The sequence below is a fragment of the Archangium lansingense genome, assembly GCF_026626635.1.
GTDB classification, from domain to species: domain Bacteria; phylum Myxococcota; class Myxococcia; order Myxococcales; family Myxococcaceae; genus Archangium; species Archangium lansingense.
Window position 1 is genome coordinate 12,544,831 of the sequence record NZ_JAPNKA010000001.1, and the last position, 25,254, is coordinate 12,570,084.

General features: G+C 69.6%; 25 protein-coding genes. 17 read left to right on the forward strand and 8 right to left on the reverse strand.

The window, feature by feature from the left end; all coding sequences use genetic code 11:
- The first annotated feature begins 140 nt into the window (after positions 1-140).
- From OV287_RS50300 to OV287_RS50315, 4 genes are read left to right on the forward strand one after another with little or no spacing between them, the layout of a single operon-like run.
- The gene (locus OV287_RS50300; protein WP_267541230.1) at positions 141-1,517 is read left to right on the forward strand and encodes a WD40/YVTN/BNR-like repeat-containing protein; all 1,377 of its coding nucleotides are present in this window, start codon (positions 141-143) and stop codon (positions 1,515-1,517) included.
- Entirely contained in the window at positions 1,514-2,131 is a 618-nt protein-coding gene (locus tag OV287_RS50305; protein WP_267541231.1) for a hypothetical protein, read from the forward strand. The genes OV287_RS50300 and OV287_RS50305 overlap by 4 nt, the downstream gene beginning before the upstream one ends.
- Positions 2,128-3,348: a beta-propeller fold lactonase family protein gene (locus OV287_RS50310; RefSeq protein ID WP_267541232.1), complete on the forward strand. Its 1,221-nt coding sequence runs from the start codon at positions 2,128-2,130 to the stop codon at positions 3,346-3,348. Before OV287_RS50305 ends, OV287_RS50310 begins: the two co-directional genes overlap by 4 nt.
- On the forward strand, positions 3,345-4,040 hold the full coding sequence (locus OV287_RS50315; protein WP_267541233.1) for a c-type cytochrome: 696 nt from the start codon (positions 3,345-3,347) through the stop codon (positions 4,038-4,040). Before OV287_RS50310 ends, OV287_RS50315 begins: the two co-directional genes overlap by 4 nt.
- Before the next feature lie 254 nt (positions 4,041-4,294).
- Here the strand turns inward: OV287_RS50315 and OV287_RS50320 are convergent, their stop codons facing one another.
- Both OV287_RS50320 and OV287_RS50325 read right to left on the reverse strand, forming a co-directional pair.
- A complete protein-coding gene (locus OV287_RS50320) occupies positions 4,295-5,647 on the reverse strand; it encodes a hypothetical protein (protein ID WP_267541234.1) in 1,353 nt (450 codons plus the stop codon).
- Positions 5,644-7,944 carry a hypothetical protein gene (locus tag OV287_RS50325; protein WP_267541235.1) on the reverse strand — a complete coding sequence of 767 codons (2,301 nt, stop codon included), beginning with the start codon at positions 7,942-7,944 and terminating at the stop codon, positions 5,644-5,646. The genes OV287_RS50320 and OV287_RS50325 overlap by 4 nt, the downstream gene beginning before the upstream one ends.
- 132 nt (positions 7,945-8,076) lie before the next feature.
- On the opposite strand from OV287_RS50325, the gene OV287_RS50330 reads away from it, so the two are divergent.
- The 6 genes from OV287_RS50330 to OV287_RS50355 all read left to right on the forward strand — a co-directional run bounded on the left by OV287_RS50330 (position 8,077) and on the right by OV287_RS50355 (position 14,008).
- Positions 8,077-9,972, forward strand: coding sequence for a serine/threonine-protein kinase (locus tag OV287_RS50330; RefSeq protein ID WP_267541236.1), 1,896 nt, complete (start codon positions 8,077-8,079; stop codon positions 9,970-9,972).
- Between the two features lie 42 nt (positions 9,973-10,014).
- A complete protein-coding gene (locus OV287_RS50335) occupies positions 10,015-10,965 on the forward strand; it encodes a DUF2381 family protein (RefSeq protein ID WP_267541237.1) in 951 nt (316 codons plus the stop codon).
- A 99-nt stretch (positions 10,966-11,064) separates the two neighbouring features.
- Positions 11,065-11,472, forward strand: coding sequence for a DUF2203 domain-containing protein (locus tag OV287_RS50340; RefSeq protein ID WP_267541238.1), 408 nt, complete (start codon positions 11,065-11,067; stop codon positions 11,470-11,472).
- Positions 11,473-11,600: 128 nt separating this feature from the next.
- Positions 11,601-12,188, forward strand: coding sequence for a hypothetical protein (locus OV287_RS50345; protein ID WP_267541239.1), 588 nt, complete (start codon positions 11,601-11,603; stop codon positions 12,186-12,188).
- Between the two features lie 71 nt (positions 12,189-12,259).
- The gene (locus OV287_RS50350; protein ID WP_267541240.1) at positions 12,260-13,168 is read left to right on the forward strand and encodes an NmrA/HSCARG family protein; all 909 of its coding nucleotides are present in this window, start codon (positions 12,260-12,262) and stop codon (positions 13,166-13,168) included.
- A gap of 78 nt (positions 13,169-13,246) precedes the next feature.
- Positions 13,247-14,008 carry a hypothetical protein gene (locus OV287_RS50355; protein WP_267541241.1) on the forward strand — a complete coding sequence of 254 codons (762 nt, stop codon included), beginning with the start codon at positions 13,247-13,249 and terminating at the stop codon, positions 14,006-14,008.
- Here OV287_RS50355 and OV287_RS50360 read toward each other — a convergent pair.
- Positions 14,005-14,295 carry a YgaP-like transmembrane domain gene (locus OV287_RS50360; RefSeq protein WP_267541242.1) on the reverse strand — a complete coding sequence of 97 codons (291 nt, stop codon included), beginning with the start codon at positions 14,293-14,295 and terminating at the stop codon, positions 14,005-14,007. The two genes, OV287_RS50355 and OV287_RS50360, sit on opposite strands and share 4 nt — an antisense overlap.
- Positions 14,296-14,495: 200 nt before the next feature.
- On the opposite strand from OV287_RS50360, the gene OV287_RS50365 reads away from it, so the two are divergent.
- Complete coding sequence (locus OV287_RS50365; RefSeq protein WP_267541243.1) at positions 14,496-14,753, forward strand: hypothetical protein; 258 nt, start codon at positions 14,496-14,498, stop codon at positions 14,751-14,753.
- A gap of 87 nt (positions 14,754-14,840) precedes the next feature.
- A complete protein-coding gene (locus OV287_RS50370) occupies positions 14,841-15,152 on the forward strand; it encodes a hypothetical protein (protein WP_267541244.1) in 312 nt (103 codons plus the stop codon).
- A gap of 14 nt (positions 15,153-15,166) precedes the next feature.
- Here OV287_RS50370 and OV287_RS50375 read toward each other — a convergent pair whose 3' ends face one another.
- Entirely contained in the window at positions 15,167-16,129 is a 963-nt protein-coding gene (locus OV287_RS50375; RefSeq protein ID WP_267541245.1) for an ornithine cyclodeaminase family protein, read from the reverse strand.
- Between the two features lie 237 nt (positions 16,130-16,366).
- Here OV287_RS50375 and OV287_RS50380 point away from each other — a divergent pair, with 237 nt between their 5' ends.
- Positions 16,367-18,403 (forward strand): ATP-binding protein, encoded by a 2,037-nt coding sequence (locus tag OV287_RS50380; protein ID WP_267541246.1) that lies wholly within the window; start codon positions 16,367-16,369, stop codon positions 18,401-18,403.
- Between the two features lie 10 nt (positions 18,404-18,413).
- Here the strand turns inward: OV287_RS50380 and OV287_RS50385 are convergent, their stop codons facing one another.
- Positions 18,414-19,781, reverse strand: coding sequence for a class II 3-deoxy-7-phosphoheptulonate synthase (locus OV287_RS50385; protein ID WP_267541247.1), 1,368 nt, complete (start codon positions 19,779-19,781; stop codon positions 18,414-18,416).
- A gap of 77 nt (positions 19,782-19,858) precedes the next feature.
- Between OV287_RS50385 and OV287_RS50390 the strand changes: the two genes are divergently transcribed.
- On the forward strand, positions 19,859-20,299 hold the full coding sequence (locus OV287_RS50390) for an RpnC/YadD family protein (protein WP_267541248.1): 441 nt from the start codon (positions 19,859-19,861) through the stop codon (positions 20,297-20,299).
- 20 nt (positions 20,300-20,319) lie between these two features.
- Here the strand turns inward: OV287_RS50390 and OV287_RS50395 are convergent, their stop codons facing one another.
- Entirely contained in the window at positions 20,320-21,942 is a 1,623-nt protein-coding gene (locus OV287_RS50395) for a Sapep family Mn(2+)-dependent dipeptidase (protein ID WP_267541249.1), read from the reverse strand.
- A gap of 69 nt (positions 21,943-22,011) precedes the next feature.
- A complete protein-coding gene (locus OV287_RS50400; RefSeq protein ID WP_267541250.1) occupies positions 22,012-22,419 on the reverse strand; it encodes an Mpo1-like protein in 408 nt (135 codons plus the stop codon).
- A 108-nt stretch (positions 22,420-22,527) separates the two neighbouring features.
- Here OV287_RS50400 and OV287_RS50405 point away from each other — a divergent pair, with 108 nt between their 5' ends.
- From OV287_RS50405 to OV287_RS50415, 3 genes are read left to right on the forward strand one after another with little or no spacing between them, the layout of a single operon-like run.
- Positions 22,528-23,577, forward strand: a complete 1,050-nt coding sequence (locus OV287_RS50405; protein WP_267541251.1) for a hypothetical protein — start codon at positions 22,528-22,530, stop codon at positions 23,575-23,577.
- Between the two features lie 37 nt (positions 23,578-23,614).
- Positions 23,615-23,881, forward strand: coding sequence for a hypothetical protein (locus OV287_RS50410; RefSeq protein ID WP_267541252.1), 267 nt, complete (start codon positions 23,615-23,617; stop codon positions 23,879-23,881).
- Positions 23,882-23,895: 14 nt separating this feature from the next.
- Positions 23,896-24,813, forward strand: coding sequence for a hypothetical protein (locus OV287_RS50415; RefSeq protein ID WP_267541253.1), 918 nt, complete (start codon positions 23,896-23,898; stop codon positions 24,811-24,813).
- Between the two features lie 4 nt (positions 24,814-24,817).
- On the opposite strand, the gene OV287_RS50420 is transcribed toward OV287_RS50415, so the two are convergent.
- Complete coding sequence (locus OV287_RS50420) at positions 24,818-25,252, reverse strand: acyl-CoA thioesterase (RefSeq protein WP_267541254.1); 435 nt, start codon at positions 25,250-25,252, stop codon at positions 24,818-24,820.
- Between the last annotated feature and the right edge of the window lie 2 nt (positions 25,253-25,254).

Below are 25,254 nucleotides of genomic sequence, written 5' to 3' on the forward strand. Positions count from 1 at the left end.
AACGGGCAGTGCCCGGCCCTCGCGCACGCCCGGTGAACGAGCGGGCGTCTGGCATATATCGGTCCCCTCCTACCGAGCCCCCGGTATACCGTGCCGCTCTAGACGTTTATCGTGCGGGTTCCGCCCACGGAGTGCTTGCCATGAAACTCCTGCCCTCGCTCTGCCGCGGATTGCTGCCGGCAGTGCTCGCGCTGCACACCCCTGTCGCCCTGGCGCACCTCGGCTACCCGGACACCACCAGTGTCACCGTGCGCCGCGGCCACCCCGAGGACATGTTCGTCGGCGCCACCTTCGGGGCTCTCATTTCCCGCGACAGCGGGAAGAACTGGCATTGGATCTGCCCGGATGCCATGCACTATGGCGGCTGGCTCCCGAGCTCCTTCCTCTGGCAGGCCGACGGCACCCTGCTCGCCGCCACCGGCGCTGACCTCATCCGCTCGAAAGACGGCGGCTGTAGCTGGACAGTGCACAGCTACTTCAAGTCGCAGGGGCTGTGGCCCGCCAGCCTCGCCTCTCCCGAGTCCAACCCCTCGCGACTGTGGGTGTCGACAAGCCGCACCGGCTTTCCCAACGGCGTCTACCGCAGCGACGACGGCGGAGAGACGTTCACCCCCACCTCCCTGCGGAGCGAGACGGTCGTCTTCACCTCCGTGAAGGTGGCCCCCTCGAACCCGCGGCGCCTCTACGTCTCCGGCAGCACGAACGAGAGCCAGCGCATCTACCGCAGCGACGACGAGGGCGCCACCTGGGAGGAGCTCCTCCATCCCTTCCCCGAGTACCCGCCGCGCGCGTACGACTTGTTCGTCCTGCGGGTGTCCGACACCGACCCGGACCGGCTCTGGGCGAGCGTCTTCTGGCAAGGCTGGACGTACGTGCTGGAGAGCAAGGACGGAGGCCGCACCTTCCGCTCCATCCTCCACCCGGAGGGCCAGGAGCGCGATGCCGTCGACGAGCAGCTCATGGGCATCGAGGTCTCCGCCGACGGCAACACGCTCTGGGCCGCCACGCCCACGCGCCTCTTCCGCGTACGTGCCGGAGAAGCCCGGGCCACCCAGCTGTCCCTGCCCGATGGCAACGCCTGCGTGCAGCGCGAGGGAGAGACCCTCTTCGTCTGCGGCGCCTCCCGCCTCCATGACTGGGCCCTCGCCACCACTCCCGATGAGGGCCAGACGTACACGCCCCTCCTCAACCTGCCCGACACCCAGCCCCCCGCGTGCCCCTACGCCAGCCCGGTGTATGACATCTGCCGCCCCCGCTGGCCCCAGTTCGCCCCCACCATTGAAGCGAACCCCGCCCTGCCTCCACCCCCCGCGCAGGAAGATGGGGGAACGCCGGACGCGGGCTCGCCCGACGCGGGAACGACTGCCCCAGATGCCGGCCCTTCCGAGCCGCCCCCGGCCCCGCCCAAGAAGGACGGCTGCTCCTCCGCCAGCGGACTATTGCCCGCGGCCTGCTTCCTCGCGCTCTCGACCCTCCGCCGTCCGCGGCGGCGCAACCCGGAGAACCGACACCCATGAACGTGAGACAGCTGAGCACCGCTTGCGTAACCGCCCTCGCCCTGGCCACGTCCGCCTGTGACCCGGCCCCCGCCGACTGCGGCGAGCCCATCTACGCCGGCAAGTCCACCGATGAGGCCTGGCGCGCCCTGGTGGATGTGAAGCAGCGGCCCCTCGATGCGTCCCGCGCCGTCGACCTCCTCTCCCCCTCCGAGGACCAGGTGTACCCGGCCGACGCCACCCCGCCCGCCTGGGAGTGGACCTCACCTCTGCGCGCCTCGCTCCAGCGGCCCAGCCAGGGCATGCTCGCGCTGCAGACAGCGCCCCGGCCCTCCCGCTCCTTCACCGCATGGCTGGGAGACCTGCTCATGCCCACGGCCCACGCGCACCTGCCTCCGTACACGGGAGACCTCTACTGGCTGGAGATCTCCGCGGGCGGCGAGTGCCCCGTGGCCCAGGTGCTCACCTCGGAGCTGTCCTGGCAGATGGACCCCACCACGTGGGCCGAGCTGGGCAAGCACGCCGGCAAGGACCTCACCGTGCAGGTGATGAGCGCCTACCTCGTGCAGAACCGCGTCACCGAGGGCCCCTTCCGCCTCGCCGAGCCTCGCACCTTCCGCCGGGGGGCGCAGTGAAGAGGTACCTGCTGGCAGTGCTCGCCCCGCTCGCACTCGGGGCGTGCAGCACCGAGCTCGACTACGCCATCGACTCGCCATGGGCGTCGGGGAGGGAGCTGCCTCCCCTGGGCGGCGGGCGCATCGTCGTCACCAACAGCCTGGACGACACCGTGAGCCTGCTGGACCTGGACTCGATGGGCTCGCGAGAGTGGGGCGAGCTGGCGCGCGTTCCGGTGGGGCTCAACCCCGTGGAGCTGGAGGGGCCGCACCATGCCGCCTTCTCGCCGAACGGGGACTACTACTACGTGGGCCTCTCCTACTACGTGCCAGGCGGCGGCTCGGGCCCGCACGGCAACCACGGCAGCGGCACCGCGGACGGCTACGCCCTCAAGCTGGATGCGAAGGACAATCGGCTGGTGGGCTCGGTGCGCGTGGACCGCAACCCCGGCGACCTCATCCTCAGCGCGGATGGCCGCACGCTGTACCAGACGCACTTCGACCTGCTCAAGATTACCGACGCGGCGAAGAACGGCATCACCGATGAGCGCAAGATGGATGCGCGGCTGGCCATCCTCGACGCGGAGAGCATGACGCGCAAGGCGATGGTCTCGGTATGCCCCGCGCCGCACGCGGTGCGGCTGTCCCCCGACGAGAAGCGCGCCTATGTCGCCTGCATCTCGGACGAGGTGACCGTGGTGCAGCTCGATACTCCGACGCCTACTGTCGTCGCTCGCGTGAAGATGTCCAACCCGGGCACCGCCCTGGTGCCGAAGCACGAGCCGTATGCACTCACCCTGTCGCCCACGGACGGCTCCCTCTGGGTGAGCTCGCTCAAGAGCCGCACGGTGCACTACCTGGATCCCCAGACGCTCACGGTGGTGCCCGAGCGCGCCATCTACGGCCTGCGCGGCGCGCCCATGTTCGGCGCCGTCAGCGCGGATGGAAAGACGCTCTACATGCCCTACCAGGCGGTGGACGCCGTGGCCGTCGTCGACACGGCCACCTCCACGGTGAAAGGCGAGATTCACCTATCCACCGTAGGCTGCCTCAACGTGCACCAGGTGGAGCTGACGCCAGAGGGTCAGCACGCGCTCGCGGTGTGCGAGGGAGATCACCAGGGCCCGGGCACGCTGCACGTGTTGGACCTGCGGGCCGGCACGGTGGGCGAGGTGGTGAAGACGGTGCAGGTGGGCATCTACCCGGACTCGGTGGGCATCCTGCGGAGAAAGCCATGAAGTGGCTGGGAGTGGGAGCGGTGCTGCTCGCCGCAGGCTGTGGCCCCACGCCCGCGGCGGAGTACGGAGAGGAGCTCTTCCGCGACCCGACGCTGTCGGAGAGCCAATACAACGCCTTCTCGTGCGCCACGTGCCACGCCACCACGGCCACGCAGCCCCAAGACAAGCTGTACGCGGGCCTCTCGCTCTACAACGTGGCCGCTCGTCCCCACTGGTGGGGCGGCTACGAGACTCGCCTGCTGGACGCGGTGAACTTCTGCTACACGGCCTTCATGCGCGGCGTCACCCCGCTCGCGCCGGAGGACCCCAAGAGCCGCGCCCTCTACGAGTACCTGGTGAGCATCAGCCCGGAGACCCAGGCGCCGGCGCAGCCCTTCACCATCGTCAAGGACATCACCGACGTGCCGCGAGGCAACGCCGAGCGGGGCGCAGACGTGTACAAGGCCGCCTGTCAGGACTGTCACGGCGAGACGCACACCGGAAATGGCCGTAACACGGAGTTCGCCTCCATCCTCCCCGAGGTGGCCAAGGACTACGGCCAGCTCTTCCCTGGGATTCCCGCCGGGCTGGTGTTCATCGAGAAGGTGCGGCACGGCCGTTTCTTCGGCGTAGGGGGCAACATGCCGCCGTACAGTCAAGAAGCACTGTCCAATCAGGACCTGGGAGCACTGCTCGCGTATCTGGGTCTCTAGACGCCCGAGCTCAACCCCATGGCCCATTTCTGGCTGCGGGAGTCCTCTCCAGGGTTGAGGTTCAGACTTCCTCGTCGGGCAGGAGCGTGCGCAGCAACTCGTCATCGGGGCCGAGCGGGCGCCATCCGGGCGGCGGCGTGTTCACTTATCATGATGACGAGTGAAGCCTTATGAATATGTGGGATAATTCAAAACACACTTGTCATGATGACGAGTGGCGTCTGAAGCGCGACCGCGGAAACGACCCCCTCCCCCTACCGAGGTTGGCCTGAACGGTGGCGCTCGGCGACGCGGTAGAGCCGCGTCAGCGAGAAGTCCAGCAGCGCCTGGCACGAGGCCATGTAGTGGCGGGCGCGGACAAAGGGAAACCAGATGCGGTTGCCCACGAGCACCTGGGCCTCGTCGAGTTTCTGGCGCGGTATCCATCGGCCCCCGAGGTTGCGCACCAGCACCTCGCCCAGGTACGCGCCAATGGCGGGCACCGCGTACGCCTCGATGTTCTCCCGCAGGCGGCTCTTCGGGAAGTCCTCGCGCCAGAAGTAGAAGTCGACGTCCGTGAGGGACTCGGGCGTTGTGTCGAAGACGGAGGACACCTGCGTGTGCAGCAGGGCCACGAGGTGCTCGGCGAGAGTGCTGTAGATTTCCAGGGCGCGCCCGGGGTTGTCCACGTCCGGAGGAAGGGCGGAGTCGGCGGGGCGCCACTCCTCGGGCTCGGGCGGCTGCCAGGCGTTGAGCTCGACGATCTTGCGCTGGCGCTCGTGGCTGGCGGTGCGATCCACCACGCGCGAGAGGAGCGGGGCCAGGTCCGGGTGGAAGCGGGGCTCCACGGGGGCGAGGGTGGCGCTGCGCTCGCGCAGGGAGCGCAGGATGGTGTCGAAGTCCAGGTCCGGCCGCAGGTGGGCGTGAGCCCGGGCTTGTGCGAGGCGCGCCTCGTCGCTGGCGAAGTCCGCGGCGGTGGGCCACGTCACCAGGAGGACGCAGCCGTTGGGCAACTCCTCCACCCGCCAGGCCGGTGTGGACAGCACGCGCTCGCGGCCGACGCTCTCCACCAGCTTCGAGCCGAAGACGTTGAGCCAGAACACCTCGTAGATCTTGTCGAAACCATCCCGGTACCAGGTTTCCTTATCGCGGCCGAAGCTGGGAAAGCCCGTCAACTGCGTGTCATCACTGCTGTGAGCCTTCGCATAGGGGAGCGGGTAGCGGCAGGCCCAGGCGCGTACCATCTCCACGAAGCGGCGACAGCGCTCCGCCTCCGCGAAGAAGGAGAGCGGTTTCACCTTGAGCCAAACATCCAGCGTGGGAGGCCGGGGAGGCAGCCGGAGCCAGAGTGTCATGTCCAACGCGGGCCACTTCGTGCGGTAGAGTCCGAGGGACGTGCTGTGCCCGTCACGCCCCTCCGCAAGGGCTTTCCAGAGGGCGGCGCGGGCGTATTTGCGTTGCCGCTTGCCTTCAGCGACATCCGGCATCCACCCATCGGCGTGCTCCTCGAGCGCCTGGAAAAAGGGCTCCAGTTCAGTTTCCCGTACTGCATGTGAGTCGAAGATGCCTTCGAGGGTGAGTGAAAGGTGGTCCTCACTCTTCACGCCGTGAAACTCCAGCACCTTCATTGGAACAACACCTCCACTCCCGGAATCTCGCTCTCTGCTTCTCGCACTGCCGCATCCAGGATCGCTGGCTCATGGGGCTTGAGGTCGCCCCCCTCATAGACGAGGCGGACCCGCTGGACGGAAACGTCGCTCCCCCCGCGAAGAAGACGCTGGAGGGAGTCCCGGCGGATGTCCAGCATCCCTCCATACTTCTGGAGCGCTTCGCGCGCATCCTCAATCATCTGCGCTACCAGAGCCCTGCCTTTCAAAAGTGACAGGTCGCGGCTCTTGAAGCTGAACGTCTCGACGCGAGGGGGCGCTCCAGTGGGCCCCCCCTCCTCGATGACGAGCACATCCACATAGCGCAGGCCGCTCTCCGGCTTCCAGACTCCCACGGACCTCAAGATGCGAGGTTTGACGAAGGCTACCAGGAAGCGGCGAGCGGCCCGGGGCCGCAGCGCATCGGCCTCCAGCAACTCCACCATGAGGCGCTCGAAGGCCAGCCCCCGGGCGAACCACCCCCGCATCCGCTCGTAAGGCGCCCAGTGCAGCGGCGCCTCGGCGGCCTTGCCTTGCTTGATTTCCCGCAGGCGCCCCTCGTAGTAGGCGACGTACTCCCCCCATCTCGGGTTGCCCTCGCCTCCGGGCAGCGGAGCGTCTGGAGAGGGGCGGTGCTTCTCCAGCACCGCCACGTCCCGGGGTAGACGCGGGCCCGTGGCCTCCAACTCCACCAGCGCCAGCCGGGCCTCCACCACTTCCAGGGTGAGGCCCGCCCGCTTGTCCACCAGCGAGGCCAGTCCCCCGGCGCGCTCCGCCGCACCTGCCTCGAGGCTGGCGCGTGCGGCGTCGTCCGCCACGGGGGCCACCTGCCCGGAGCCCTTCTGCGCTGTGCTTCCCGCCGCCGGGGAGCCCGTGGCCCCGGGCCGGGCCCTGGACATCATCGCCTGCGCCTGGGCCACGTTGCCCCGGGCCTCGTGCAGCGCCAGCGCCGCGTCCACTCCTCCCACGGCCACGAAGTGGCCCACCTCCCGGCGCTGCTGTACCCACCGGGCCAACTCCCGCAGGCCGTCCACGCCCAGTTTCGCCTCCACCTGCCGCGCCACCTCCAGGAAGCCCCGGAGGCGCTGCTCCATCGCCTGGAGCCCGCTGAGCGCAGGCGTCCCGGCACCCCGGGCTTGGGACAGGGCGCGCAGGCCCTTGCCACCGGCGTACAGCGTCCCCAGCAGCAGGGCGGGCGCCAGCTCGCGTGCGGCCTGCTCGTAGTGGCCCTGGCTGAGGGAGTAGGCGCCCTGGCCCGTGCCCGCCGCCAGGTAGTAGAAGCCCAGCGGCACTCCAAACGTCAGGCTGTCAAAGGTGCCCAGAGCCACGCTGCCCGTCGAGAAGTGCCGCAGTGCCAGGGCCCGCTCCACCTCGCGGGCGGCATGCTGGTAGGGCGGCGGCAGTTGTGCCCACCGCCCCGTCATCTCCAGGTAGCGTCCGCCGTCCACCGTGAGGCTGGTGGCGAGCGCGTCCCTGGCGGCGCGGCCCAGGCCCCGCAGCACGTCCCCGGACTGCTCGCCCCGCTCCGGGTAGCGAGAGAGGGGCAGGCCCCGCGCCTCCAACTCCTCGCACACCGCGGGCATGAGGGCCAGCGTCTGTCCCAGCAGCTTGTCCCCGGCCAGCAGCCGCAGCACCGCGTCCACTTCGTCGTCGTGGGCCGAGTGCAGCACGAAGAGGGCGAACACCTCCGCGTGGAAGGGGCCGTAGCGCTCGGCGGCGCTCACCAGGAAGTCGGCGCGCTTGCGTTGCAGGAGGGGTGCGGCGTCCTCTCGCACCGGCCCCAGGGCGCCCAGCCGCACCGCGCTCCAGTCATCCAGGGCTTCCACCAGCCGGGGCATGTCCACCCGCTGCTGCAACGTGACGTACTCGGCGGGCGAGGTGCAGGTGAGCAAGGGCGCCAACAGCTGCTTGTCGCCGGAGGAGAAGTCGGGCCAGCCCCGGGGCACGGCCTGCCCGCCGCAGGTGGCGGGGCCTTGGGGGACAGTCCCTCCGCTGGCCACCCCATGCACGCTCGCCTCGCCCGCGCCCACGCTCGTGTCCGAGCCCAGCCCCCGGGCGCTCCGGCGCCGGTGCAACCGCTGCGGCTCGCCCTCCTCCATGGAGGCGGCGGAGAGCGGCGCCTGGAGCGGAGACGTCCCACCCCCTGCCTCTCGCCGCTTGGACAGGGTGTGCGAGCCCGGCGTGACACACCCGGGGGCGAGCAACAGGGCCCCCAGCAACAGCACCGCCCACCCGGGGGCACCCACTTCCAAACGCGGATTCTCACGACGAGTGGACACGCGGTACCTCCCCAGCAGGCCGCGCGCAGCGGCGTGGAGCACGGCGTGAAGGGAGCAGTCTACCCGCGCCCCTGAGCCGCCCATGTGTCGCGAGCGGTCATGTTAGGGTGGCGTACCTCGGAGGTGGAGCACATGGAGGAAGTCCCGGGTGGGTCGCGGGCGGGCGGGGAGCGGGCCCGGCGCTGGTGGCTGAGCAAGCTGCTGTGGAAACCGGAGATGCAGGGGGCGTTGCTGCCGCCGGTGGGCAGCACGGTGGGTGGCTACCACCTGGAGGCGAAGCTGGGCAGGGGTGGCCAGGGCACCGTGTACCGGGCCCGGCGCGGCGGCAAGCTGTACGCCGTCAAGTTCCTCTACCTGCCGGTGGCCGGCTCGCGGGCTCGCGCCGAGGTGGAGGTGCTGCCGCGCCTGGAGCGCGTGGGGGTGGTGAAGCTGGAGGGCCACGGCAAATGGCCGGACGCCTCGCCGCTCTTCCTCTTCATCGCCATGGAGTTCGTGCGCGGGCGCCCGCTGTACGACTGGGCGCGGGAGAACAACCCCACGGTGCGGCAGGTGGCCCAGGTGCTGCTGGAGCTGGCGCGGCAGCTGGCGGCCGTCCACGCCCAGCAGGTGCTGCACCGGGATGTGAAGGGCGCGAATGTCCTGGTGGGGCTGGAGAGCGGCCAGCCGGTACTGGTGGACTTCGGGGCGAGCACCTGGCGTGGGGCGCCCAGGCGCACGGTGGGCCTGCCTCCGGGGAGCTGGTTCTACCGGGGCCCGGAGGTGTGGCGCTTCGTGCGCGAGCGCCGGCCCGGCACGCACTACGAGGCCAGCGTGCTGGACGACTTGTGGGCGCTGGGCGTCACCCTCTACCGCCTGCTGACGGACGCCTACCCCTTCGACGCTGCGGACGAGCTGGCCTTCCAGGACGCGGTGCTCACCCAGAGCCCCGAGCCACCGCACGTGCGCAACCCGCGTGTGCCCCGGGCGTTGAGTGAGCTGTGCCTGCGCATGTTGGAGAAGGAGCCCGGGGCACGGCTTCCCACCGCCGAGGCCCTGGAGGCCGCCGTGAATCAGGCGCTGCAAACAGCGGATGCCGAATGGGACGTGCCCCTGTATCGGCAATGCATGGCACCGCCGCCCGGGGAGAGCGCCACGCTCCAGCCTCCCACGCGGGAGGCGCCCCAGGAGGAGGAAGAAGCCGGACAGGCCGAGCCCCAGGAGGTGCCACCGCGAAGGGCCACGCCCGCATGGACTGTATGGGCGCTCCTCGGTCTCGCGCTGCTGCTGGCCGTGTGGGCCCTGCTCGCCATCACCCGTGCGCCGCCGCCTCTGGCACCCGCCGCATCCGCTGAGCTGCCGTTGAGCACCGGAATCCACTCTCCGGAAGGCTGGGCCGGGCCCGGCCAGGAAGTGGCGCCCGTGAGCGGGGGGCCGGAAGGTGCAGGGGGCGCAGCGCCCCGAGCGGCGGCAATCCCTGCGCCCGTCGCCCGTGCGACGCCCGCCAAGGACACGCGCATGAAGACTCCGCACAAGGACTCCACCACCCAGCAGGCGAAGTACCAGGAGAAGCACGAGCCGCTGCCCAGCGGTGCGGCCGGCACTTGCGTCATGCTCTGGGCCGTGGGCCAGCTCGCCTGCACCGGCCCCGCCGCCCAGGTGCGACCCCTGACTCCCGCCGACTGCCCTCCCGAGGCCCAGAAGGCCATGAAGGAGTGGCGGCTCAGCGACGCGGAGGCGGCCTGGTTCCCCGTGGAGGGGGACGCGGGGAACACTCCCGTGCGCAGGGGGTATGGCGCTTCCCTCACAATGATCGAGGACTGGGGGCGAATGCCCGGAGGCTCCGTGCTCACCGGAGAGCTCGTCTTCGGCGAAGAGCGCGTCTACGGCCGCTTCACCGAGGCCCGCACCCCGGAGGGCAAGTGGTTCCCCGTGTGCGTGCAAATCCTGGACACCTGGGACAGGAAGCTGGGGGTGAAACTCGAGAGCCGCTCCGGGCCCGACACCGCCGTGGTCTACTCCAACGTGCTAGTGGAAGCGGTGCGCGAGTAGGGCCAACGCCCTCAATCCCATCCCTCTGGAGGTTGCGTCCGCGTGCCCGTATCCCGTTCCGCAATTGTGCTGCTACTGCTCCACCTGGGCCTTCCCGCCCTGGCCCAACCTCCCGTGGACGCCTGGGAGCTGGGCGTACGCCACCTGGAGCTGTCCGCCAACGCCTCTGGAGAGACGCCGGAGGTGCGCCTCACCCCGAGGCTCGCGCTCACACTCATCTTCGACACGCCGCTGCGCCCCATCCGCCAAGGCGGAGTCGAAGTGGAGGAGCGGGAGCGCTTCCGGGTGGTGAGCCTGGACGAAGAGGGCCGCGTCCTGACGCTGGTGCTCGCCCATGAGATGAAGCCGGGGAAGCGGTTGCGGTTGACGGTGCACTTCGCGGACGCAGGGGTGCCCGCGAGTGCGGAGTTCCTCCTGGTGGTGCACCCGGCCCACGCCGAGACGCATGTGCAGGTGTATCGCCAGCCCCGCTCGGCGGAGGACTGTTGCCAGGAGGCCCGCGAGGAGCGGCACAAGCGCCAGCAGTGTGAGGTGTCGCTGGCGCGCAGCCGGGCGGAATGCAGCGGAAAAGGGGGCCTCATCGGCCTTGCCGCCGACGGGCTGCTGGGCGATGCGGGCGTGCGTGTGCAGCAGCTTGACCTCCGGACACTCACCCTCGCCCCGGACAATGCGCTCAAGCTGGTGCGGGTCCACAGCTTCCGCACCGCCGTCAGTGGCTCCGAGGGAGAGGCGAGACGAGTCCGCGTGGCGATGCGGCTGAAACTGAAGAACCTGGGCGCGCAGGACTGGACGGCCGAGGGCGCGCAACTGACGGCCAAAGGCGGCGTGCGGCCGGAGGTGCGGGTGTGGCAGCCCCCCCCATCCGTCCGGGACAGCCAAAGCCGGGCGAAGTATGGGTGGAAGCGGAGCTTGAGGGTGAAGAAGTCCGGGGCCCCTTCACCCTCAAGCTCTGGGACGCGAGCGGGGCCAAGACTTTCGTCGTCGAGGGGGTGACGTTTCCGTAAAGACAGACGACCAGGAGCCTACGGCATTTCCGCTGACGGGCAGCTTTGCCCCTCCTCGCCGGTTCGGAGCGATAAGCTCGGGACCGCCATGCGCTACTTCGGAGTGGAAGAAGCCAACCGCCTCATCCCGCTGCTCACCCACACCTTCTCCGTGGTGCGGCCGCGGGTGGAGCGCGTGCACGCCATCGTCCGCGAGCTGGAAGCACTCCAGGGCACCGGGACTGAACCGGAGCGCATGACCTCCCTGCGCGAGGAGCGCGATGTGCTCATCGAGCAGATCCACACCGAGCTGGAGCACTTCCAGGAGCTGGGCGTGGAGGTGAAGGCCGCGGACGGCCTGGTGGACTTCCGCGCCCTCAAGGCCGGGCGCCCGGTGCTTCTCTGCTGGCGCTACGGCGAGCCCGAGGTGGCGCACTGGCATGAGCTGGAGGGGGGATTCGCTGGGCGGCAGCCCATCGTCCACGCCCACGACTTCGCCCCGTCCTACCTGAGCTGAGCCACCCTGAGTCGCCTGGCAGCGTAGGCCTCGCTCTCCTGCCTGTGTCCGGCTTCGGTTCCAGTCCCGAAAGGTACTCCCTACCTTCCGACCAGTGCTGGACTCCAACTGACGGCAAGGAGACAGGAATGCGCACGTACAGCTTCGATCACTTCCAGGCGGACAAACCGGAACCCAGCACGACGAATCCGGGCGGGGCCGAGCATACGCCCCCCGTGGAGCAGGCGAAGCATGGGGTTCCGCCCTCCGAGGAGGGGCAGCTCCACTACGGGCGACAGCACGCGCAGACGGCGGAGCTGTACCGCAAGCATCGCGAGGAACGCGAGCGCACGGAGCAGATGCGTGTCTCCGGCGTCCAGGAGGAGCCGCCAGGCGCTGAGGCTCCTCCGGCTGAGGTCACGGAGCGGCAGGCCCCCCAACGCAAGGAGCCCCTCCTCGGGGACAAGGCGGACGTCGAGGACCGCCAGGCCTTCCAGCCGGACGAGCCTGGGATCGACAACCTGAAGAGCCTGGCGCAGCAAGCGGTGTCCAGCGTGCTGGAGGCAGCGAAGGAGGCCGCCAAGGGCCACCCGCTCACTGGGGCTCGGAAGCTGGCGGGTGACGCGTTCTCTGGCGTGCGCCGGGTTGCCCGCGAGGTGTCCACCCGGACGAGCCGCTCCACCCAGAAGGAGCAGAAGGGCGGAACGAAGAAGAAGGGACCAGGCAAGAAGCGCTAGCCCCGGGCTCTGACCCTCGACCCAAGCGCCGCCCATCCCCACCTTGGGGAAGTGCTGTCCGGAGGAATCGTATGTTCCGACCCCTGACCGTGTTGGTAACCGGTGCCACCGGCAAGCAGGGCGGCGCATTGGCCCACCTGCTCCTCAAGCGGGGCCATCGCGTGCTCGCCTTTGTCCGCTCCCCGGACTCGCCCGCGGCCCAGGAGCTGGCGGAACGGCACGCGGAGCTCGTTGCCGGGGACTTCGACGACCCGGAGAGCCTCGAGCGCGCCATGCAGGGCGTGGACGCCGTGTTCGCCATGGCCACGCCCTTCCAGGGCGGGGGGCTCGAGGGCGAGGTGCGCCACGGCCGCCACCTCATCGACGCCGCCAAGCTGGCCCGCGTGCGCCACTTCCTCTACTCCTCGGTGGCCGGCGCGAACGAGAACACCGGCATTCCCCACTTCGAGACAAAGCACGTGGTGGAAGAGCACCTGCGCCGCAGCGGCCTGCCCTACACCATCGTCGCCCCCGTCTTCTTCATGGAGAACTTCCTCGGCCCCTCCTTCGCCCAGCGGCTGCACGAGGGGGTGCTGTCCCTGCCCTTGCCGCCCCACCAGGGCTTGCAGATGGTGCCCATGGCGGACCTCGCGGCCTTCTGCGCCCGGGTGATGGAGTGGCCCGAGGAGCTCTTCGGCAAGCGCTTCGAGGTCGCCTCCGACGAGGTGACAGGCGAGCAGGCCGCTGCCCTCATCTCCTACGTCAGCGGCCACAAGCTGCACTACGAGGAGACGCCGCTCGACACCGTGCGCTCGGCCAACGAGGACCTGGGACACATGTTCGAGTGGCTGCAGCGCGTGGGCTACCACGCCAATATTTCCCTGCTGCGCCGGGACTTCCCCGAGGTGGGCTGGCACACCTTCGAGGACTGGGCGCGCGCGCAGGACTGGGACGCGCTGCTGGGCACCCCCTGGCGCGACACCACAGCCGCCGGGCACTAGCCTCCACCCCAGGCGGCCACCGCCGCGCCTCACGCATGTCCCGGGGTCCACTCCTAGTTTTCGGGGAGGAGAACCCCCATGCGTACGCGCGCTCCCTGGATCGCGCTCGCGGCGCTGCTGCTCGCCGCCGGCTGCGTTACCACCACCACGCTGCAACCCCTGCCGAGCACCCCCACCACCCAGGCGGGCTCGGCCATCGCCGAGGCCGATGGCGTGCGCCTGGTGGCGGATGGCGACGCGTGGCGCGGCACCCCCTCGGATCTCGAGCGCATCGTCACTCCGGTGCTGGTGCGCATCGAGAACCAGAGCGGCCGGCCCCTGCGCATCGACTACGCCTCCTTCACGTTGCTGGGCGGTTCCCACTTCGAATACGCCGCCATCTCGCCCCTCGAGCTGCACGACGAAGGCCTGGCCGCCGTGGGCGGCTCGGGAGTGGGGGGCAACGTCGCCCTGTCCGTGGGGGTAGGCGTGGGCTGGGGCTGGGGCTGGAGCCCGTTCCCCAGCGCGTTCGTCGGGGGCCACCCGTGGGGACCGGGCTGGTACAACCCCTGGTATGGCCCGGGTTGGTACGGGTACGGGCCGGGCTTCTATGATCCCTTCTGGGGGCCCTACTCCTCCTGGTACTGGAGCCCGCCACCGGAGCCATTGCCCACGCGGGACATGCTGCGCAAAGTCCTGCCCGAGGGCACGCTGGACACGGGCGGCACCCTCACCGGATTCCTCTACTTCCAGAACGTGAGCGAGCGCGAGGGCAGCGTCACCCTCCAGGCGCGCCTGGTGGACGCGCGCACCGGAGAGCACTTCGGCACCCTTGGCATCCCCTTTGGCGTGCGCTCCTAGTGCAGCAGCGTGGGGCGCTCCGTCAGGGGCATGGGCGGATGGGGCAAGAGAGAGTCCTCACCGATGAGCCCCACCTTGCGGCGGATGGCCTCGCCCTGGATGGGCAGGCCAAAGAGTGGACCGAAGAGACAGACGTCAAAGGCACCCGCGAGCAGGGGAACGAGCCCCACCAGCGCCATCACCTTCCCCTTGACGGAGTCGGAGGACAGCCCACCCACCACCAGGGACGCGCCCACCAGCATGCGCGTCCAACGTCCCGTCCTCGAAGCCATGAAGCCCACCATCATCACGCACCTCCAGACCTGGGGAAGATGGGCATGCGAGGGCAGACGACACCAGCGCCTCCGGGCCGCTCGCCGCCTCCGTGCACCGGCCAACCTTCGCCCCGAGCCTGGTTGCCTGCCCGGTGACGGACCTGGGTCACGTTCCTAGTTTGAGTCTCCGGGGCCGCGCCCGCTGCCCCGCCAGAGCGAGGAGGAACGGGCACATGGTGGAACGTTCGGAGCTGCACGAGGGCATGGTGGTGTGGACTCACCGGGGCGAGAAGCTCGGACATGTCGTCGAGGTGACGGACGAAGCGTTCATCGTCGAGAAGGGCCTGCTCGTCTGGCGCAAGGACTACGCCGTGCCACTCGAGGACGTGCGGGAGATCATCGCGGACGAGGTGTACCTCCACCACGGCCCCGACAGCCTCCTGTCAGGGCCCCGGGAGATCTCCCGTCCGCCGCGCCGCACCACGCACTGAGTCCCCCAGGGCGAGCGGCCCGGACGCCCCGTCACAACGCGCGAACTGCACTCCATCCCGATCGGTGTCATCCGCCACCTGATGGGCATGTTGACGCTGCTGGGCTCCATGGTGGGACTCTCCTCCCAGCATGTGGAGAAGACGCTGCTGCAAGGGCACACCGCCAGCGAGCTGCTCCCCAAGTTGCTGGAGGCGCGCGCGCTCGGAGAGCGGCTGCGACGCGAGCTTCAGGTGTGGCAGCGCACGGGACATGACGTGGAGTCGGGCCGCGAGCTCCTCCAGCAGGCCCACCGAGTGGCCCATGTGCTCCACTCCCTCGGGCCGATGATTGGCAGGCGCCCCTGGCACAAGCGCGCGCCCCGGCGCGGCCTCCACCTGCCAACCCCGGTCCCCACGTGAGGCCCAGGCGACACTCAGGTGCCAAAGTCCACGCGCTGGACCGCGTCATCCAGGCGCGCGACCTGGTAGATGTGCCAGGCCGCGACCAGGTCCTGGAAGGGCAGGCCCACCGCCCCGAAGAGGGTGACCTGGCCGGCATCGGTCCTCCCGGACTTCTTGCCGGCCAACACCTCGCCCAGCTCCGCGTGGATGACCTCTCCGCCGAGGCCCACGCCTGCTGGCGCGCCCATGGCGATGTTCAACGCCCGGTGGTCGCAGAAGAAGGTGGACTGGCGTAGCAGCCCGGCGGAGAGCTCGGCCTTGCCCGGCTCATCCGCGCCCAGCGCGGTGACGTGCGAGCCGCCGCGCAACATGCCCGGGTAGAGGAAGGGCTCGCTCGAGGGCGTGGCGGTGATGACGATGTCCGCGTCCTCCACCGCCTCCTCCACCGACATGGCGGGCCGCACCGGCAGGTTGAGCGCGTGGTACATGCGCGTGGAGAACTCCACGGCGCGTGCCACGTCCACGTCGAAGACGCGCACGTGGTTGAGGCTGCGCACCATCCGCAGACTCTTGAGCTGCATGGAGGCCTGGGCTCCCGCGCCGATGAGCGCCACCCGGGAGGCATCCTGCCGGGCGAGCACGTCCGCGGCCAGCGCGCCCACCACGCCGGTGCGCAGCGCCGTGAGGTGCCCCGAGTCCATGACCGCCAGCAGCGCTCCCGTCTCCAGGTCATGCAACTGCACCACGCCCTGGATGGCTGGAATGCGGCCCGGGAACTTCGCATGCACCTTCACGGTGTAGGCGGGGATGCCGGCCAGGGTGCCGGGGAAGACCACCAGTGCGCTGCCCTTGTCATGCAGGGGAGCCCGGGCGCGCTGGGGCTCCGCCGGGCGGCTCTCCGCGTCCGTGCGGAAGGCCTCGCGCATCTCCGAGAGGAGGGTGAGGGCCTCCATGTGGCGGACGACATCGCTGCGGGTGAGAAGGAGCGTGCTCATCGTGCCTCCAACCTAACCCTTCCCCCTCCCTGGGTGGGGCTTCGTCATCAGCGAGCGCCGCCTGCCCTCCGAGGAGGGGCAGCCGGGGTGTTGAGGGTCCGCAGGCCCCACCGCGGACAGAGGGAGGCGCCGTCCGCCTCCATGACTCCTCCTCTTGGTTCCCTGGTACGAGGCCGTGACCTTCCACCATGAGCACTCTCAAGGCGGGCCGCGGGGGAACGCCTTGGGGGAGCGTGAATGAGGGACCAGGAGCCACCGTCCGGGCCGGGTGGACAGTACCGCCTGGCGGACTTCCTGCGACGGCACCGCGAGGAGATCCTCTCGGATTGGCAGCGTGCCATCCAGGCCCGCCACCCCGAGCAGGAGCCGTACGGTGCACTCCTGCGGGACCAGATGCCCGAGTTCCTCGACCGGTTGGCGGACGCGGCAGAGCATGCCCACGGGGAGGAGCCGCCAGCGATACCTCAGGCCATCCCCAGCGAGCACGGCCTGCAGCGACTGGAACTGGGCTTCGAGCCGGGCGAGGTCGCCCTGGAGTACGGGCTGCTGCGCCACTGCATCCTCCAGCGCATGGAGCGCACGGGCCACTGGCCGAGCTTCATCGAGCTGGAGCTTCTCGACGACACCATCGACCAGGGCATCATCGGTGCCATCACCAGCTACGCTCACGTGCGCGAGCGGATGCTCCAGGCCTTGGAGCGCGTGTCACGCGCGGCGCTCGAAAGCGAGGACCTGGACACCTTCCTACCCCGGCTGCTCCAGCTGCTGATGGAGACGGCGGTGGCGGTGGACGGGGCCTCCATCCTCCTGCGCGAGGGGGAGCAGATGCGGCTGCGCGCAGCGGTGGGACTCGGGGCAGAGCAAGCGCTGGCGGAGGGCTTCCGCATCCCGCGGGACCAGGGCCTCACGGGCCAGACGGCCTCCGAGCGGCAGCCGCGTGAGGTGCGCTCGGCGGCCACCCATCCCCAACTGAGCTACGAGCCCCTGCGCGAGCTGGGTATCCGCGCGGCCTACAGCGTCCCGCTGACCCAAGGGGAGATGCTCATCGGCGTGGCGCATATGAGCTCGCGGACCGTCTTCGACTTCAGCGAGTCCGACAAACTGCTCTTCCGGGCCATGGTCACCCGCGCCACCGGCTTCATCGTGCAGGCGGAGCTGGCCGGACGTGAGCGGCTCGCCCGGGCCGAGGCCCAGCGCTCGCTGGCGCAGTTGGACACACTGTTGGAGGCCTCGCCGGTAGGCATCGGCTTCCTGGACCGGGAGCTGCGCTACCTGCGCATCAACGAGACCCTGGCCGCCATCAACGGCCACCCGGTGGACTTCCACCTGGGCAAGACGCCGCGCGAGGTGCTGCCAGGCCATGTCGCTGACACCTATGAGCCCCTCTTCCTGCGCATCCTGGAGACGGGCGAGCCGGTGTCCAACCACGAGTTCATCAGCCATGGCCCGGACGGCGAGGGCCCCGCGCGCCACTGGCTGGGCAACTACTACCCGGTGCGCACCGAGAGCGGCGAGGTGCTGGGACTGGGTTGCGTGGTGGTGGAGATCACCCAGCAGAAGGAGGTGCAAGCCGAGCTGCGCCGCTCCGGCGAGCTACGCGAGCAGCTCATCGGGGTGCTGGGGCACGACCTGCGCAACCCCCTCAACGCCATCAGCGCCTCGGCCTACCTGCTGCAGAGGAGCGAGGAGCTGAGCGACGGGGCGACACGCGCGGTGGAGCGCATCCGCAACAGCGCGGCACGGATGGCGCGGATGCTCAATGACATCCTCGACTTCGCGCGCAGCAGCGTGGGCGGTGGCCTGCCGGTGTATCGCGAGCGGGTGAACCTGCATGACATTGCGCGGAACGCGATGGAAGAGCTTCAGGTGAGCCACCCAGGCCAGCGGTTGGAATTGGACGTGAGGGGAGACGGATGGGGGTGGTGGGACGCGGACCGGCTGGCGCAGGTGGTGGGCAATCTGATGAGCAATGCCGTGCACCACGGGAGGCCGGACACGCCGGTGTGCTTGAAGGTCCGCGAGACCGGGGACGAGGTGCTGCTCTCGGTGCACAACGAGGGAGAGCCCATTCCCCCCGAGCTGATGGCGACGCTCTTCCAACCCTTCCGGCGCGGCACCACCGGCAAGGCCGCTACCCGCAGCGTGGGGCTGGGGCTCTACATCGTCCAGCAGGTAGCGCGCGCGCACGGAGGCGAGGTGGAGGTGCGCTCCGAAAAGGGAGCGGGCACCACCTTCACCGTACGGCTGCCACGCGGTGCCCCCGAGCCGAAATGAGCTGCTCGGCTCAGGGCCGAGGCGCGCGGGGCAGCCGGCTCATGCGCCGGGCGATGCGGAAGCTCATCTCCAGGGCCTGGCGGTAATTGAGCCGTGGATCGCACAGGGTGGCGTAGTTGCGCTCCAGGTCCTGCTCGGTGATGCCCACGGCGCCGCCCACGCACTCGGTGACGTCCTCACCGGTGAGCTCGAAGTGCACCCCGCCCAGGAAGGAGCCGAGCTGCTCGTGCACATCGAAGCTCAGCTCCACCTCGCGCAGGACATCATCGAAGCTGCGCGTCTTGATGCCGGAGGAGGTGCTCACGGTGTTGCCGTGCATCGGGTCGCACACCCACAGCACGAGCCGGCCCGCCCGCCGCATGGCCTCCACCACCGGGGGGAGCGCATCCGTCACCCGCTGGGCGCCCATGCGGGTGATGAGGACAATCTTCCCCGGCTCGTTGTCCGGGTTGAGCTGCTCGGTCAGCCGGACGGCGTCCGCGGGGGACACGCTGGGGCCCAGCTTCACCCCCACGGGGTTGCGGATGCCGCGGAAGAACTCCACGTGCGCCCCGTCCAGGGCCCGGGTGCGCTCGCCAATCCACGGCAGGTGCGTCGTCAGATCATACCAGCCATTGCGCCACGGCACCTGACGCGTCTGGGCGGACTCGTAGTGGAGGTTGAGGCCCTCGTGGCTGGTGTAGAAGTCCACGCGGGTGAGCTCGGCCACGTTGCGCTCGCCCAGGGCTTCCATGAAGCGCAGGGCCTCGCTGAGCTTGCGAGTGGTCTGCTCGTACTCCTCGCGCAGCTCGGCCGGCACCGCGGCCTGCCGGAAGAAGCTCAGGTCCCAGTACTCGGGGTGGTGCACGTCCGCGAAGCCACCGTCACTCAGCGAGCGCACGAAGTTGAGCGTCATCGCCGCGTGGTGGTAGCAGGCCAGCATCAGCCGCGGGTCCGCCCGCCGCGACTCGGGGGAGAACTCCGGCCGATTGACCAGGTCCCCGAAGTAGCTGGGCAGCTCCACGCCCCCGCGCACCTCGGTGGGCTTGGAGCGCGGCTTGGCATACTGGCCGGCGATGCGCCCCACCCGGATGACGGGCCGGTGCCCTCCGTGGATGAGCACCAGCGACATCTGGAGGATGATCTTCTGCCGGTTGGTGATGATGTCCGGGCGGCAGTCGGAGAGCGACTCGGCGCAGTCCCCGCCCTGCAGCAGGAAGCGACGGCCCTGTTGGGCCTCCGCCAGCAGCGCGCGCAGCCGCTCCACCTCCCAGGAGGTGACCAGCGGAGGCAGCCGGCCGAGCGCCGCGACGACATCCTCCACCTCCTTCGGCTCCTGGTAGCGGACGTCTTGGGTGATGGGCTTCGTCTTCCAGGAGGTGGGGGACCAAGTGCTCATGCCAGGGATAGAAGTATCACACTCTCCCCCTGCACTCGCTGTCGCACATCCCCTTCCAGTGTCCCGGTCCGCCCCTGGTGCGGCTGGCGTGGCTGGCTCTGCGCTATGGGCGCACCGAGGAGCTGGCCGAGCGTCTACCGGATTGGATGGCACTCTTCACACAGGTGCAGGCTGCCCCAGACGGCGCCGAGAACCTCCGGATGGTCGTCCGTTACCTGCTCTATATCGGGGACCGCACAGCCCGCGAAGCAACGGGGCGGGTGCTACATTCGGTGGTGGACGCGCAGCACGCGGAGGAGCTGATGAAGAGTTGGGGCGAGGAGCTCATCGAACAGGGGCTGGCGAGAGGGCGTGCCGAGGATGTGCTGCGGATTCTCGCCGCGCGAGGCGTACACGTCGGCGATGAGGCCCGGCAACGCATCCTCACCTGCATGGACGTGGCTACCCTGGATCGCTGGTTCGACCGGGCCCTGAAAGCCAGCACACTCGCGGATGTGCTGGACGACCTGACGCAGTAGCCCGAAGAGTCCCCCCGTCCTCACTTCGCGGGCGGCGTGAGGGCGAGAGTGTAGAGGGCCTCGGCGACCATTCGCGTGGTGGCATCGAGGTTGTCGAGTGAGATGGACTCGTCCGGGGCGTGGCCCATGTAGAGGTCTCCGGGGAAGGCAGGCCCGAAGTCCACGGCACGCGGGAAGAGACGCGCGTAGGTGCCGCCGCGCACGGACTGAGGCTTGGCGTCCGGGGCATTGCGGTGCCGCTTGTAGATGTCGAGCAGCGTGGTGACGAGCGGCCCCGAGGTGTCCGCCACGTGCGGGTCCCCCACGTAGCGGCCACCCTCGCCCCCCTTCAGCTCCTTCACCCGGCCGCCGGAGTCGCGCTCGAGCTGGGCCGCGGCCTCGTCGAGCGAGGCGTGGAAGGCGGCGGAGTCCTTTCCCTGGGGTCGGCGCATGTTCACCCCCAGGCTCACCTTGCCATCCTTCACCCTCAGCACGGTGGGCGCGACGAGCAGTCGGCCCATCAGCGCGTCCTGGTAGGCCATCCCCAGCTTCTCGCCCCAGTGGTCTCCATCGAAGCGCTCCGCCACCAAGCGCAGCATGGCCTCGATGCCGTTGGGCTCCAGCGGCAGCTTCGCGGCGATGGCGGCCAGGTCCCACATCGCGTTGGCCCCCTCCTCCGCCACCGAGGCGTGCACAGCCGTGCCGTGGGTGGTGAGCACGAGCCGGGAGCCCTCCTGCTTCACCTCGGCCCTCAGCGACGGACGTGCCGTGCGCACAGCGGTCACGGCCTCCCTCATGACGGCGAGCGCCTTCTCCGGCTCCATGCCCGCGGGCTCCAGCTTCAGCGCGGCGGCACCGGGCACCTGGGTGAGGAACTCGCCAGCGGAGACGTCCACGGCGCGCAGCTGGCCCGGCGTGGGTTGCGCAGGTGGCGGGCCCAGCGCGGCCTCGAGCGTCCAGGCGACGAAGCCCCCCTGCGCCGCCACCACCGGGAAGTTCGAGTCCACCGAGATGACGTGCGTGGGATGTGGCTTCTGCGTCTCCGCGTACTGCACCATGCCGCGCCAGTCGCTCTCCTCACCGTTGCCGATGATGACGAGCACCCGGCCTTGGGTCGGACTCAGCCCCAGCTCCTTTGCCATCGCGAGCGCCACGAGGGTGGAGGCCAGCGGCCCCTTGTCGTCCTCGACACCACGGCCATACAGGCGGCCCTGCTCGACATACGGCTCGAAGGGAGGCTTCTTCCACTCGTGCGCAGGCGCTGGGACGACGTCGCCGTGGAAGACGAGCCCCAGCCTCGGCTCCCCCTCCCCCCACGACAGCTCGAAGACCTCGTTGTCGCCCACGGTGCGGAAGGCCAGGCCGTGCATCTTGGCCCACTGCCCCAGGAAGCGACCCATGGCGGCGACCTCCGGGCTCTTCGCCGCGGGCAGTTCGCTGCTGACGGTCTTGAAGCGGACAAGTGACTTCGTGAGCTCCACCACCGCATCCAGCGAGCAGGCGCGGACGTACTCGGCGTAGCGCTCGGCCGGCGACTTGCCCTTCAGCGCCTTCTCGGAGAAGCGGGCGGCGCGGGCCTTGGGAGTGCCCTTGCAGCGGGCATCACCGGCGACGGCGAGGGAGGGAAGCAGGAAACACAGAGCGGCGAGCAGTCGGGTGCGCATCACGCCCTGGTGTACACCAGCGCCCAGGACGAGTCCCAGGCGCCTGTTCCCCGAAGGGAGTGCCGCGTTCTAGCGGCCGTTGCGGCGGGTACGGACCGGAACCGGTACCGGCACCCGCCGCCAATGACCCCCGGACTGGTCGTCCTCGTCCCGCACACCCGCGCGCGCGAGGTGCTTGGACAGGCGGCCCACGAGCATCAGCCCCGCCATGCGGAAGTCGGAGAAGAGCGACCACAGCGGGTACTTGAAGGTCGCCGGGCGGTTCTTCTCGAGCGTGAAGTGGCTCACCCAGGCGAAGCCGTAGCCGGACACCAGCGCGAACGGGAGCAGGTTCGCCTTGCCCGTCAGCCCGGCGGTGACTGCCAAACACACCGCCACCGAGGTGCCCAGGAAGTGCAACCAGCGCGTGATGGGCAGCGAGTGCTCACGCAGATAGTACGGCCAGAACTCGGCGTAGGTCGGGATGCGCTCGTTCATGGGAGAATTGTGCGTCCGGAGCCTCCCCATTCGTCAACCCTCTGCCACGTCTCTTTGGCGATCTGGTGTCATTCGGCCTAGGGTTGACGCACTCCGGGAAGACGGATCGTGAACGACTGGACGCCCAAGCCCATTCCCTCCGCCGCCCTCGCGAGCCTCCCCCTCACGCCGGAAGAGGGCTTCGTCCTGTCGCGTCTGGACGGTTTCACGGCCGTGCGGCACCTGCCCGCACTCACCGGGTTTCCCCCCGAGCGCATCCAGGCCATCCTGGCCCGGCTGGTCGAGCACGGCGCCGTGCTACCTGCGCCCACCCCGGCCCCTGCGTCACCACCCTCTCCGAAGGCTGGGGCCACCTCCGAGGAGCGACAGGCCGGAGGTGAAGAGCCCCTGCCCACCGGAGAGGAGGAGCCCGCGAGGGAAGAAGAGGAGGAACCCGAAGACGCCGAGGCCGAGGCTGCCGCGGGCAACTGGAGGCAGCTCTTCGAGCGGAGATTGCACCCGCTGCCCGAGGACGAGCGGGCCAGCCGCGCCCGGGGGGCCGAGGACCCGGAGCTGTCCGCCTTCTGCTTCGACCCGGTGCCCGCCGTCATCAAGTCCGTGCTGGAGAACATGCGGGTGGGGCTGGGGCACGCACGGCTCATCGCGAGGCACCACCACAACCCGGTGGGACTGGAGGCGCTGTGTGGCCGCGCGGCCTTCGCGTCGGACGCCGGAGTGCGCCGCTGGCTGGTGCGCAACCCGCAGCTCTCCTCGAGTCTCTTCCGCCGGCTGTGGAGTGGCCGCCGGCTGATGGAGCAGTACAAGGTGGCGATGGACCGGGACGTGCCTGAGGGCACGCGCCGCACCGCGCGCGAGGTGATGCGCACGCGCTTCAACACGGCGCCGGCCGAGGAGCGTGTGGAGCTCATCCTCAACACCGAAGGCCGGGTGCTGGCCTCGCTGGTGGGACTGGCGGTGGACGGCAAGACGGCGGCGCTGCTGTGCGGACGCACCTACCGCTCGCCCATGCTCATCCAGAACATCGCGCGCTGGAGCGCAGCGCCGCCGGCCCTCATCGTCCACCTGCTCAAACAGGAGGCCGTCCGCCGGCAACCGCAGCTGCGCCAGTTACTCCAGCGCCACCCCAACGCCCCCGCGGACGCGCGCCGCGGGGGGTAGCGTCCGAGCCGAACCGCCGCGTCCAGGAAGAGGCCGCATGACAAACCGAGTCACGCTGCTGACGCTGTTGCCCCTGCTGCTCATCGCGACGGTGGGTTGCCCCCATGCATGGGGCAGGAATGGAACGATCGAGCAAGCCCTGGAGCGGGACGTAAGCGAGTACTACTCGCTGAGAGACTGCACGCTCGACAAACAAGAGTGGTTCGACCTCTGCGCGACGTTTTACGAAAGAGAGAGCAATTCCATGGCCCGGCAACTCTGCCCACCGGAGTGCCGTCCCAGTCGCCCTCCCGGCAACCCGTGAGGCTGGAGAGCCCCATGAGATGGCATGCACTCCTGGCCGCCCTGTCCGGCATCCTCTTGATGCTGCCCCTGGTGTGGCTGCTCCATGCCGCCATGTTCGAGCAGGGCATGAACCCGCCACACGCGAAGGGAAAGACGCCCGTCCCCATGCTCTCCAACGAGCAGCGCCGAGAGCTGCTCACCTACGGGCAATCGTGCGTCTCGGATAAGGACTGCGAAGCGCCCCTGAGGTGCTTCTTCAGCAGCCACACGATGAGCCGTTACTGCACGGACAGCCGGTGCGTGACGGATCTGCAATGCCGGGAAGGATTCGTCTGCCGGACCCAGAGCACCTCGGACGGAACTCCCCTCCGAGTCTGCTCCCTGGCAGGCGAGCGCAAGGAGGGGGAAGTCTGCATCGAGCATTCTCCCTCCAACGATTACGCCTGCGAGAAGGACCTGCTCTGCCAGTCCCGATGTGGCCGACCCTGCCAACCGGAGGAGCCCTCGTCCTGTCCCGAAGGCTTCTTCTGTCAGGAGGGGCCATTGGACGGCCCCTCCTGTCTGCCTACCTGTGAGGGCCGTACCTGCCCTGATGGCCAGCGGTGCATTGCCCTCGACAAACCCGTGCTCGAAGGCCGGCACGCCTCCATCTGCGCCACGGTGTATGGGCAGGATTGCCAGCAGAGCCCCTGTCCCCAGGATCAGTTCTGCCTGCTCCAGACATCCCCGCAGCCCGCAGATGCGGTATGGATGCAGTGCACCTCTGCCTGCGGCCAGGGCGCTCCTGCCTGCCCCGAGGGCACTGTCTGCCATCAGTACCGCTGCCACCCGTCCTGCGCCCCCGAGGACGCCTCGTCCTGCGAACCCGGCTTCACCTGCCACCGCAAGACAGAGCAGGAACCGTGGAGGTGCGTGCCCACCCCACGCGCCTCCCGCAACTCCGCCCCGTAGGGCGTCACTCGAAGATGCGGCCCTCGAGCGCCTCGATGGCGGCGCGAATCTCCGAAGGCACGGGCACCTTCTCGTAGGTGGGGTAGCGCAGGGTCACGAGCACCGCGCCGCCGCGCGCGTAGCGCACCCCGCTCTGAGCATCCTCCACCGCGTACTCCATCGTGAGGCTGGTGGTGCCAATCCGCGTCACCCGCGCACCCACCACCACGTCCGCCGGGAAGACGACCGGACGCAGGTACTCCGCGTTCGTCGCCGCGACGATGGGGCCCACCCCTCCCTCCGGCTTCTGCATCTCGGGGCTCACCAGTCCCACCCGCGCCATGTAGGCAATCCGGGCCGCCTCGAACCAGGTGAAGTAGCGCGCGTTGTTCACGTGGCCATACGCGTCCATCTCGCCCCACTGCACGGGGAAGCGCACGGTGATGGGAAATTCGTTCATGG